Source organism: Neobacillus bataviensis, assembly GCF_019969725.1.
The window spans coordinates 200,671-212,826 of sequence record NZ_JAHXYW010000011.1; the positions used below are offsets into that span (position 1 = coordinate 200,671).

The 12,156-nt window shown below is 40.0% G+C and carries 10 protein-coding genes; 4 read left to right on the forward strand and 6 right to left on the reverse strand.

Annotation, left to right across the window (positions count from 1 at the left end; translation table 11 throughout):
* Positions 1 to 74 precede the first annotated feature (74 nt).
* The 4 genes from LC455_RS23550 to LC455_RS23565 all read right to left on the reverse strand — a co-directional run bounded on the left by LC455_RS23550 (position 75) and on the right by LC455_RS23565 (position 4,619).
* The gene (locus tag LC455_RS23550; protein ID WP_223594562.1) at positions 75 to 3,245 is read right to left on the reverse strand and encodes an ATP-binding cassette domain-containing protein; all 3,171 of its coding nucleotides are present in this window, start codon (positions 3,243 to 3,245) and stop codon (positions 75 to 77) included.
* Positions 3,246 to 3,388: 143 nt separating this feature from the next.
* Positions 3,389 to 3,856: a phage tail protein gene (locus LC455_RS23555; protein WP_223594563.1), complete on the reverse strand. Its 468-nt coding sequence runs from the start codon at positions 3,854 to 3,856 to the stop codon at positions 3,389 to 3,391.
* 50 nt (positions 3,857 to 3,906) lie between these two features.
* Positions 3,907 to 4,293: an SRPBCC family protein gene (locus LC455_RS23560; RefSeq protein ID WP_223594564.1), complete on the reverse strand. Its 387-nt coding sequence runs from the start codon at positions 4,291 to 4,293 to the stop codon at positions 3,907 to 3,909.
* 2 nt (positions 4,294 to 4,295) lie between these two features.
* A complete protein-coding gene (locus tag LC455_RS23565) occupies positions 4,296 to 4,619 on the reverse strand; it encodes an ArsR/SmtB family transcription factor (protein WP_223594565.1) in 324 nt (107 codons plus the stop codon).
* A gap of 246 nt (positions 4,620 to 4,865) precedes the next feature.
* On the opposite strand from LC455_RS23565, the gene LC455_RS23570 reads away from it, so the two are divergent.
* Together LC455_RS23570 and LC455_RS23575 are read left to right on the forward strand one after the other, a co-directional pair.
* A complete protein-coding gene (locus tag LC455_RS23570; RefSeq protein WP_223594566.1) occupies positions 4,866 to 5,003 on the forward strand; it encodes a hypothetical protein in 138 nt (45 codons plus the stop codon).
* Between the two features lie 718 nt (positions 5,004 to 5,721).
* Positions 5,722 to 5,919 carry a hypothetical protein gene (locus tag LC455_RS23575; RefSeq protein ID WP_223594569.1) on the forward strand — a complete coding sequence of 66 codons (198 nt, stop codon included), beginning with the start codon at positions 5,722 to 5,724 and terminating at the stop codon, positions 5,917 to 5,919.
* A 400-nt stretch (positions 5,920 to 6,319) separates the two neighbouring features.
* Here the strand turns inward: LC455_RS23575 and LC455_RS23580 are convergent, their stop codons facing one another.
* Positions 6,320 to 10,939, reverse strand: a complete 4,620-nt coding sequence (locus LC455_RS23580) for a S8 family serine peptidase (protein WP_223594570.1) — start codon at positions 10,937 to 10,939, stop codon at positions 6,320 to 6,322.
* 338 nt (positions 10,940 to 11,277) lie between these two features.
* Between LC455_RS23580 and LC455_RS23585 the strand changes: the two genes are divergently transcribed.
* Entirely contained in the window at positions 11,278 to 11,733 is a 456-nt protein-coding gene (locus tag LC455_RS23585) for a recombinase zinc beta ribbon domain-containing protein (protein WP_369075766.1), read from the forward strand.
* A 25-nt stretch (positions 11,734 to 11,758) separates the two neighbouring features.
* Complete coding sequence (locus tag LC455_RS23590; protein WP_223594574.1) at positions 11,759 to 12,010, forward strand: hypothetical protein; 252 nt, start codon at positions 11,759 to 11,761, stop codon at positions 12,008 to 12,010.
* 57 nt (positions 12,011 to 12,067) lie between these two features.
* On the opposite strand, the gene LC455_RS23595 is transcribed toward LC455_RS23590, so the two are convergent.
* A partial coding sequence (locus tag LC455_RS23595; protein ID WP_223588723.1) for an IS3 family transposase occupies positions 12,068 to 12,156 on the reverse strand: 89 nt, incomplete at its 5' end.

Below are 12,156 nucleotides of genomic sequence, written 5' to 3' on the forward strand. Positions count from 1 at the left end.
CTTTACCTTCATAATAGCATAAAAACTCATTTGCAATTCATTATTGCAAATGAGTTTTCTATTACTGACTGAATTTATTGATTCCGCTCAAGGCATTGATAAACCGCCACCATATCTCGTTTATTCAACTCACGAATACGATTAAAAATTGGAATATCAGCAACGTCCTCCGTTTGTAAGCTTTCAGCCACCACATCACTTACCTTGCCAGTGAGCCAGGTTTGTACAGCTATGCCTTCAACGATTTCCTTCCGCCCCTCTTCATTGATGCCGCTTGCATAACAGCTGACACATGGAACCGATAATTTATACACGCCATCATGGAGATTATCTTCTGAAATGACCTTCTTCCCTTTACAGAACGGACATGGATGACTCGCTTTAATCTTATTAATTTGGGTAACAATCTTTTTGTAACCAAACGCTTCATAGACATATGTTAGTTTTTTGTATTTTCCATTGGTGAAGTACTTGTCAATAATGGTTTCTCTCGTTTCCGTAATATTGGCAAAATCACAGATGGTAACCTGGTTTTTATTGCATATGGCTTCGATATTGCCTTTAATATTGTCCCAGAATGGCAAGGTATTTTGTAAAACCACTTCGTAGCCAGCAAAACTTGCCAGCTCAAGTTCCAGCATTTTTAGCCTTACTTGTGTCTCTCTTGGCAGAAAAGAAACATCCTCAGTCAGCACCATATCTCCGCCAACAATGGATTTCAGTTTTTCCAGTTCTGGCAGCTTCCCTACCGTTTTGATGACCTGAGTAATCGGTTGTTGGATAATCTCACGGATATCCATGTCACCAAATCTTAGCTTTTTATGATGGTTCAGCACGGTTCCTTGACATACTGGACAAGTAATCATCTCTTTTGAAGCTTTCATATGCTCCTTAATAATGGATTTCGAAATGAACATATACCGCCCAATGATGATATTGAAGCCCTCCCATGTTCTTTGTGCCTTGCCTGCTTTATCATAAAATGACTTTTCCCAATAACCATATAAAAAGGTATGCCTTTCTGCCTCTGTCATCTCATTATAGCTTTTACTAATATCTTGCCCTAGCTCGTTCTTGATCTCATCAAATAGGAATTGCAATTTTGGATATTGATAGTATTTTAATACTTCCATCACGTCAGGATGTAATAAGCCCTCCCAAAATGGCGCATTCTTATCTTGGATGACCACTTCAAAATCAAATTTTTCAATTACCCTTCGCCCAGAACAGCTTGGACAATGATTTTCTTGACTAAAGAAATCGAAGCTTCTTGTATCTTTATTGGTCGGATGTGCAGCCACAATATGGTTAATCAAACCTCCAATTTCATAGAGAAAACTATATTTACTATACAAGTGACGTTCAAGATCAATGGCGATGACAGGTGCGATTTTATCAGATTCATATTCACCATAAATCAAACGGGCCATGGATGATAAGCTTTTTAAGATGCCGCCCTTATAGACGTTTTCTGCATTTTTAAAATAGCCAATATGATTTTCTATCAAGTAGTTAAGGTCATTTTTTGAATTTAGGGTTGAAGAAATATGCAATGGCGCAACACTTTTGGTACTGTTATGTTGATTAAAATAATCATCATGACTGACAACTTCAAGATGTTGAACTGGTTCAACCTGTCTTTTACCAAAATCAATGATAAAATCAGAGCTTTCTAACATATAGGCATTATGTTCAATCATCATGATCGAGACCGATTCATCTTCCAGAATGACCCTGACACTATCAATGAATTGATTTAATATATTTTGAGAAAGACCTTTTGAAGGCTCGTCAAATATAAACAGCGTATGCGGGTTTCTTGAGTTAGAAAACAGCTCCGAAACTAAATGGACACATTGAAATTCACCCGTCGATAAGGACTGTGTCTTTCTTTCCAACGTCAAATAACCAAGTCCCAGTTTGATCAGCAAACTCAAGCGTTTATGAGCGATGTCTTCCTTCGGCAGTTCCTCAATAATATCTTCAATCGAGCGCTGAAAAATATCATCAATCTCTTCACTATATTTTGTCAGTTTCTTTTTAATATCAAGAAACGTCGCTACCGTTGACCGGCTGGTAATCGATTGATTTCGGTCCTGGCCAACCATGACCAGTTTTTCTTTTGGATATCGCTTTAGAAAGTCTTTGGAGATACACTCATTTACAAGAGTCGATTTCCCACATCCAGACTCACCCGTAAAAGTAACCAATCTATTTTTAGGAATTCGGATTTCTTCCATTTGAATATTACGACAGTAAAGATCTTGAAATTGATAGTATTCAGTTGGCATGGAGGGGTTGCGTTCCCAATAGATTGGTTTTGGACGCGGCGATTCTTCCACAATTTTTCCGCCATATTTCCCGCTTCCAGGCCCAAAGAACAATTGCTCATCTGCTGTATCGAGCACCGTGTCGGAATGATCAATCAGCCAAATTTGATTCTTATAGCCCAATTGTCTAATCTGTTCTAAAATTTTCAATAGGGTGTGGTAATCAAGACCAACTGAAATTTCATCAATAATGATTACAGTATTTTCACTTGCCGCCATGAATTCTGCCAAGTAAAGCCGTGTTAATTCCCCTCCTGACAATGTACCCATAATTCGATTTAAGGTTAAGTAACCAATATTCATATTGATGATATTTTGGAGAATATGCTGTTTTGCTTCACTAATATGTAATTCCTCCGCTAAGGAAAGGATGGATTCAATGCTAAATTCATTGATATCGGAAATACTATGAGGTTTTTCAAATAGTTCGATTTGTTTCTGTTCAACTTCTTGATTATAGCGCCGGCCGTTACACTTTGGGCATTCGACATTTTTGGTAGTTCCGCGTCCTTTACATGCCGGACACCAGCCTAATTCATTATTAAAGGAAAAAACTTCTGGCGAAAGATGAAAGTTTTCTGCAAGCCGCTCTCGAATCTCTTTAAATACACCGGTATGGGTGCCAATCGTTGAACGAGGATTCGATGAAATCGAGGATTTCCCTAGAAAAAGTACTAAAGGCATGTCTTCCATCTTTATGGCACTAAAATTCGTTTCCATTATATTAGAAAACAAATACTGATATTCAGCCTTTGGCAATAAGGAAACGAGACGCTTCTTGGATTCTTCGCCAATGGTTTGACAAAAGGTGGTCTTACCAGATCCGGACAAACCAGCAATTCCGAGCGATTGATCCTCCGATAATAGGCAATCTAAACGATTAATATTGTTGGCAATTAATTGATTTATTTTCATCGAATATCCTCTCTCTCCATTCTCTAAATCTAGTATTGCCATGATAGCACAACTTCAAATAAATCAGGCTGAGTTTTTTTCGAAGCAAAACGGCTCAGTCCTATACCGAGCCGCTTGCTTTTTCCTATTCACTTTTAATTACTTTAATATTCTCCTTTAATTACAAAAAACGAGCCCCGAATTGTTCCAGCTAGCTTAGACTTCTGCCTGGCAAACTTAAACTTGCCTTCTAACTCCTTTGGAACCTCCATTCCCTCAGAAAGCTTAAAACCGACAGCCCGCTTCGGCTTAGGGTCATCAACCGTATACATGACGTTGACCTCAAGGCCATCCTCATAAAAGACGTAGGCCATTTTGATATTTTCTACTTGAAAACGCGACGTTTCTAAAGGTGTGGCCGCAAACTCAATATCACGTTCTTCTTTCAAAATTCGGTTCACATAATCAAGGGTCCCCTGGCTTTCGCTAGCTGGTACAACTGTAAATTCATGCTTGTATTTGTTCATGAAGTAACGGGCTTCATTTGCACGTAAACCCGCAAGCGCTACTGCTACAGGTGAAGACTCTAAACCAACCGTAGACACATTTTTAAAATCAACGATATAGGACATATCCATCCCTCCTTTTATCTCTGTATTTCCTAACAACAGGATTGGCCTTACTATGCTTCTAACACCTTTTTAAGTCCTTCAACCATATTCGCCCAACCGTATTTCGCACCATTGAAGGCTTGATCTTCTTTTTCGAATCCAGTTTGTTCGAGGTGTAAGTAGGTGGTTCCATCCTCTTCCCTCAATGTCCATGTGACTATAGTGTTGATCGGACCGCCTATCCATGTGTAAGATAACTTGTTAGGCTCGTCGACCACTAATACTTCACTATCTACAATTAAATTCCACTGCGGATTTCGGAATTGACATTTATGTCCGACGACCGGTTTAAAGTCATTTGCCATAATCCATTTTGCAAGAGTTTCCGAATCTGTTAATGCATTCCATACCGTATTGATTGAACTTGTAAACTGAAAATCTAATGATATTTCTGCCATCACTATTCCTCCGCTAATAAATTTTTTAAAAGTGCCACTCTTTCATTCCAAAATTTTTCGTAAAAAGATACCCAATCTTTAATTTCCTGTAGGGGAGCTGCAATTAGTCGATATCTTGTTTCTCTGCCAACTTTACGGTCAGCAACTAAGCCAGCTTCTTTAAGAATAGCCAAATGTTTAGAAACAGCGGTACGCCCCATTTGAAATTGAGCGGTTAATTCGTGAAGTGGTAACTCTCCTGCATCTGCTAACAAACGCAGCAATTTACGTCTTGTTGGGTCAGCGATGGCTGCATACACATCACGCTCTTGATTTTTCTCGTTCAAAATCACCCCCCCCTTTTAATTGGACACCAATTGGTGTCTTAATTATATGACACCAATTGGTGTCCTGTCAATTCTCATTTTAATCCTAGGGTAACCATTCTTTTCATTTGTCTTTCATATAGAATTTAAATTCCGCTAAAAAATGAATCGTTTTATTAAATATTTTAAAATTCCTTTGTTTTTGCAAAATCGATGTATACCTCAGCATGTTTTCTCAATAAATATGAAAAAAAGGTGGTAATTACATTGTTTGACTTGCAATTCATTTTATCTATTGTGATATTGTTAGTACTGATTGGAGGATTACTTTATACGTTACGAATTGGGAGATTGGCAAGTGTAAGGCAAAGCGAATTTGATTCTGAAATCAATGAAAAGACCTAGAAGACATCCTATAGTGCTAAATCCAGTTTTTCTTGCTTATATTATTGGAATTGGGCTTATCATTTTATATATCATATATCATACTTCTGTGCCCTATTGATTTAAGTATTCAAACAACGCATATAAAAAAGAAGCACCTCCTGAAACGATGGACGTATCTATCAAAGGAGGTGCTTTTCATATGCAACAACAAAAACTATACAATTAGGAAAGGGTTTGATGTTTAGAAATGATTTTTTTACTTAGAAGTGTTTATTTATTTGTTACATCTTTAAAATAAGCTGTGCCACGCACTCCACATGTGCAGAGTGTATGTGGCAACACATAAGGTGTTGGTGAAGTTAATAAGAATAAAAAAAGCAACCCTCCTTACCATCCAAATTGATGTGGTAAGGTAGTTGGTTACTTTTTTGTAGCTTCACAATTTTTACAGAATGCAACTGCTCTTTATGCATTATTATGGTTTCCAATTAATTTCTTTTTATACCAATGTAATCAATAGTATAGTAATTTGAAAAAGAAACAATAGTTAAATCTTGCATTCAATTTCTCATAAGGTTTTATTTATTTCACGATAAGTAAATCCCATAGGGTCAGAGACTCACCCTCTGTCAAAAAGCTGTCGTTTAGTAGACTCGACATGGAAAAACTACGAAAAGAATAACCGTGGGAAAAGCTCTTAAGTCACGATAAATAAGAGGTAAGGCGAGTTGAGCCGATGCAGAAAATCAACGTAGCAATCATTAGGCAAAGTCTTTACTGCTGTTTTCAGACTGGATTGCAAGACTTAAAGAAGCGGGAACGGCTTCTTGCAGTAACGGTTCGGATGGAGTTTCGATTGGTTACGGCCAATGTTGCTTGTCATTATGTATGTGGGCGAACTACGTACGCTTGTAAAAAGCAAATGACAAGTTGAAGAAATTTGGCAGCCTACTTCCTTCACTTCATCAATTCAAAACAACATCTGTGGAATAAAGTGTGAAACAAGAAAATTCGGGGAGTGACAGGCACGGGAACTAAGTACTTTTGATTGAATAGCTCTAAATTAATAGAAAAACCGTACCTATTTATGGTACGGTTCACCACACTTTTTTTAGAGGCGGTTTTTAAAAATCACTTGCTAACGACGACCTGCCTTCTTTTTAAAATTTATCTAAAATAGTTTGTTTCTTTTCAACCGATGTTCCAGGACGGATATAAAGGATAAGTGTGCTGTGCCTCAGTTCCACTTTTGGTGCAAAAAAAACTCGCATTTTCCTCTCATGACGAAAGATCATGAGTTTCCAATGCGAGATAAAAAGACTACGGCTTTTTTCTTACTTTACGGTGTTTACACTCACAACATTTGAAATGCCCCCGTTTAATCCACCTGTTACTCTTACTCGGAATTTGTAAGATGTATTTTCAGTTAATCCAGTGACAACTGCTGTACTCGAATCAACCGTTACAGGATTTGACGTGGTAGACTTCGTCCATGTTGCGCCATTATCGTTCGATTGCTCAATTTTTACTTCAGTTGCATTGACAGCGGCAATCCAGCTAAGTGCGGCCGTATTTTTAGATATAGTAGTATTTTTCAACGTGTTAACGGTAGATGCAATTCCTAATTCATTGAAGTAATGTGTACTGTACTTACCGGCAACTTGTTCTTTCGGCTTAACGGTTGCATCAAAATTCGATTTATATAAGTTCTTAACGAGGAACTTCATATCCGTCTCATTGATAATGCCGTCTTGATTCAAATCTTCCACTTTAAAATCGTCTTGATCCTGCATGCCAATCTTATTGGCTATTTTCTTGACGTCCAGGACATCAATCACGCCGTCACCGTTCAGATCGCCAGCTGGACCATTCGGCTGCTTGGATGTTGCTCCAATATAGCCGGCATACTGACCGACATTATCGCCCCATGGAGTCTGCCCCAGCATCGTGATGGTCTGAACGCTCTTTAAGTGCCCCGGCGCTTCGATGATCACTTTGAATGGATCTTTCGATAATGGGATGCCCTTGATATCGACATATCCCTGCGGATCAATCGTTCCAGGATATTTGCTACCGTCCGAAAGTAGTGCATATGCTTTTGCATTCAGAGTGGTATAGTCCATTGAATAGTTGTTAGCAAACGCTTCAAGCCTCACAAAAGTTTTAAGCGCATTATGCGTCGAAATGAGTTGGAAGCTGTTCAATCGGTTGAATGCTGTAATGTTGGTTGGCTGAGTTTGACCATACTGCATCATGCTGAAATTGGTCATGACATCATCCTGTACCATATTCGAATATAAAATATTCGCAGCCGGAGTTGTCGGGTCATCGTTGTTCACTTTTAGGGTTACGTTCAAAAATGGCATCTCATCGCCGCTGAAACCTTTAAAGTCTTCTCCGCCGCTTAAATGTGCGCCTACATTGATCATGGTTTTAGCTAAATAAAGAGGGTCACGCGTTCCAACCGGTGTATCCACATTGACCTTCACGCCATGATCATCTGCCCATTTTTGGAATTCAGGCGCTACTGTCACTCCTTGCAATTCGAAGTTGGTGTTAAAGTACGTTGCATTATAGGTCCCTGACATCATTTGCTGAACATTGTGTAGATTCAGTGTCATCGTGACTGTATCATTCAGGTACGCTTTTTGCTTGTCATACGTCGGCACCATATACGGCGTGCCTTTTTTAACAAAGACATACTGATGGAAATCATTGACGAGCTCTGCATTTCCTGCCACATCCCTTGGGAACAGCGTGACGACTGCCGGACCGTTTTCAATGTCCGATTTTTCAATCCCGAATTTCGTATCTCCATTGGCGTCCGTCTTAAATTCTCCTGCCGGTAAGTCGATTGCATTGTAGTAATAAAACAAATTGTTAGACGATTGGTCGATGCCAAGAGGAGCCAGTTTCGCCGTTCCTTCGTCGTAAAGGTTCGCGTGAACCCAGAACGAATGGTGCATATTGCCGCCCATTTCTTCATCCGTAAAGTCCGAATCACTCAGCTCGTACAAGCCCGGAGCATGGTCTTTATAGGTCAATTTCGGCAATTTGTTGTCCACGATAAACAGCATCGACTTCTCATACGTTTTCGCATACATGTTTGTCGTATCGGTTGCGCGGAATTTGATCGTGTAATCCCCTTCCGGCAAGGATGCTTTTGTGAACTGGCTCGTTAATTCTTTCGCTGGGTCGCCGATAAACGGATAATAGATACCCGCGTTAAACGAAAGCGATAAGAACCTATCGGTTGGCGCCGTACTTGCACTAATCGGTGATGGGAAAACTGCGCCAAGCGCATTGCCGTTTTTGTCATAAATCGTCGCCCAGACCCACTTCATCGGGCTGTTTAATTTAAAGCCGATATTACGGTTAGTGCCATAATTAAAAATTGAAGGAATGACCGGATTTCTTGTGCTGACGGCATTGTCATCCATCAGCAAGTCGCTGAATCCTTTTTCCACCATTCGAGCAGCGAACGGAATTCGGAAATGTTCGCTTGGATTGTCATGATTTACGATGTTGACATATCCTTCATATCTTCCAAATTGAGCGCTTCCAGGAATGGTAATCGCCGCATTGAAATTCGTCGTCTGTCCTGCACTAACGGTAACAGAAGCAGGAGTCGTAACCGTAACATTATTCGCTGAGCCGTCATTCACATTGGAATTCGGCTTAATGAATTCATAGCTGAGATCAAAGGTTTTATCCTTCGAGCCACGGTTGGTCACTTTGACGGTACGGGTGCTGTTCATCGAACTTCCGATGTTTTGGTAAACAGAACCGAACGTTAAGGAACCTTTTTCATAATTGACTGTCTTCAGGTTTCCGCTCGCATCCCCGTTTTCCGTCGTATCCTGTACTTTGAAGGAAACATCCGCATGTACGGCTTCTGCGACATCGACAAGTCCTGCCCCTACTTCATAAACAGAATAGTTGCCATTCATTTTGTCAGCCGTATTGGTTAGCGCTGTTTTGACATCAAACGGCGTGTAATCCGGGTGAGCCTGAAGAATGAGCGCGGCAATCCCTGCTACGTGCGGAGAAGCCATTGATGTACCTGAAATACGCGCATACGCTTGTGAGTAATCAATTCCTGGTTCTGGACTGTGGATATATTCTGGATACGTCGAGTAAACAGATACCCCAGGCGCCACAACGTCCGGTTTAATGTCATAGCTTGTTGTAACCGGTCCCCTTGAACTGAAAGCTGCCAAATGGTTTCCTTCTGTTACTGTTGACCCGATTTCAGTAAACGTAATCGACGCAGTTTCTGCTGCTGCTTTTAAGCGTTCGCCGTCTGCTTTTGAGAGGCGGAATGTTGGGATAAACCCAATATCACTTGCTAAATAGTTATCGATGTCGCCGTCGATATTGTTATACATAATGGCCGCCACTGCGCCTGCTTTTTGTGCATTCACAATTTTTTCACTAAGCGCATACGTTCCACGCTTAATCAATGCCACTTTTCCGTGCAAATCAAGATCTTTCACATCATCTGCGCCACCTAAGCCAACAAACACAACTGGATACGTTTTGTTCGCAAGGGCTTCCACGTGGTCATTGTATCCTTTTCCAAGTAACTTAAAGTTGGTGAACGTTTCGTTTCCGACTGTCGCCGTTGCGGTCGGAATCGACATCGGGAAGTCACTTGCACCAACCGTAATTGGTAGAGCGGCTGCTCCAGGTGTGCCAAGTGTCCCTTCGTTCGGACCTGAGTTTCCTGCTGAAATGACGCATGTTACACCAGCGAGTGTCGCATTGTTAACTGCGATTGCTTCTGCTGATAGTGGATCGTTACTCGGTGCGCCAAGAGACATGTTAATGACTTTCATTCCGTCACTAACTGACTTGTCAATCCCGCCAACGATACCACTCGTATAACCAGAACCGTAAGGACCTAGTACACGATAGACATATAAATCGACGCCAGGGGCAACCCCTTGTGCCGGATTTTCGACATTGGCTTTCGATTGTGCTGCGATTGTTCCAGATACGTGCGTACCGTGATATGTTTCGTACGTATGGCCTGGTGTTACTGGCTTACCTGCATTCACCCAGTCATCAGGGGTTGTTTCCATCGGATCTGCATCGTTATCGACGAAATCCCAGCCCTTAACTGAACTCGGGCTAATCGTACTTGGATCAACGCCTTCTTGTTTTCTGAACCCTTTATACACATCCGTTAAATCCGGATGATTGTAATCAATCCCTGTATCTAACACGCCGACTTTCACGCCGTTTCCTTTAATTCCTTCGTTATGAAGTGCATCAATTCCTGGAAGTGGGATCGTATTTTCTTTTGGTGCTTCACCTTGTTCGCTTTGCTGCTTCACTTGGCCCAATTCACTCGGGTCAAGTTTGACGATCTCATCTGAGAGGACATGGCTAACAAGGCCAGATTCGAATAGACTCTCGACCATGTTTCCTGGAAGCGTCATGGCTACCCCATTTAACGCGCTCTTGTATTCACTTGTAATTTGAATGTCAGATGAGTTTTCAGCATCTTCTTCACTCGCTGCAGTTTGCGCAGTGACTGCATTCACACTTTTGCCAGCTTTGTGCTGAGATAATCCGTCCACAAATGCACGAAACTGTTTATGCGAATTGTTTACGTCACTTGTTTCTTCTTTTAAGGTTGTGCTGTTTCCAGCCAACTGCTCTTGCATCACCGCAATTTTAGCCGGTGCTTGTTTGAATTCAACAATGACGCGAACAGGCTCCGTTGTTAACGTATTGATCTTTGACGAAATTTTTTCCCTACCAGCTATGCTGATCTTATTTAAGGCCGCTATCTGTTCGTTTGTCAACTGTGGAGCGCTCGCTTCCTGACGAATAGGATCGATAGGTGTTGATGTCGCCGCCAACACATTGTATGGGATGACCGAGGACATCAATAGACAGCTCATGGTGGTATTTGACAATATTTTCTTTAATTTACTTTCCCTCAATTCAATTCCCCCTATTTTGAATCTTTCGACAAATTAATCATAGTTTTAATTATCCATGTTGTACATTGGGGGAATTTCGCTAAAAATCGATAAAAAAACCAAGTGAAATCCTTGTAAAAATTTCGTTAAATTTTTGTAAATCTTCATTTAACAGTTTTTTTAAAATTATTTTTATTGGGCGAATTTTTAATATTTCGTGATTTTTTTATACTAAAATACTAATTTAGATTTCTATGTAAATTTTGCCATAGAAAAAACTGCACCTCTAATTGTTAATGGTGTTTAACAATTGGGGTGCAGTTGCATAAGTTTTTTTGAAATAGTGAATAAAAAGGGAGATAAGGGAAGAAGATTTTGTAGTCATTGAGAATAATCATGAAGCCTTTATCCCAAAGGAAACCTTTAATGCAGTACAAGCGATGATGCAGAGTCGTACCAGAACAACTACCGCTCCAAAAAAACATCTTTTTACGAACATCCTCTATTGTGAGGAATGCCAAAAAGGAATGTGGTATAAAGCCAATCAAAAAGGTTACCGTTGCGGTGGAAATATCAAGCACGGTAACACCTTCTGCATTAGTAAAGTTACAGTTCGTGAAAAAGCACTAATGCATGTGATTATGGAGGATTTACAAACGCTTTTTAACTCATTAAAAGAAGAAAGCTTCTTGAACACGCTAATGAATAAGCTAAATGTGAAAAAACGCAAAGTTCTCAAAGAGCTAGAAGCAGTTCAATCCGATATGGAAACCTTAAAAAATAAAAAGCTGGAATATGTAAATCTGTACAACTGAGAATCTCCTTTCAAAAGAAGATTTGGTGGAATACCGTCAGCTAACAGACAACAAGATAAAAGATCTTCAAATTAAAAAAGATCAACTTGATGAAAAATTGAAGGAATGCGAAAACGAGAGTTACTCCATTAATATCGGAAAAAAATTAAAAGATGTACTGAACCTAAAGGAATTAACTCCACCGATCCTTCATTCACTCGTTGAGAAGATCACTTGTAAAAATGATGGCACTGTCCATATTCAATACAGCTTTGTTAATCCGTTACAAGAAACATAAAAAGGCAACACCCAAATTGTAAAGTGTACCCGTTGTAAAGGACATTTTTAAAAAAGGTCATGCCACATCGAGAAGATGATTTCTGTATTCTACAGGGGTCATCTTCTTTAAATTCCATTGATATCTGTAATTGTTATAGTAGGTCA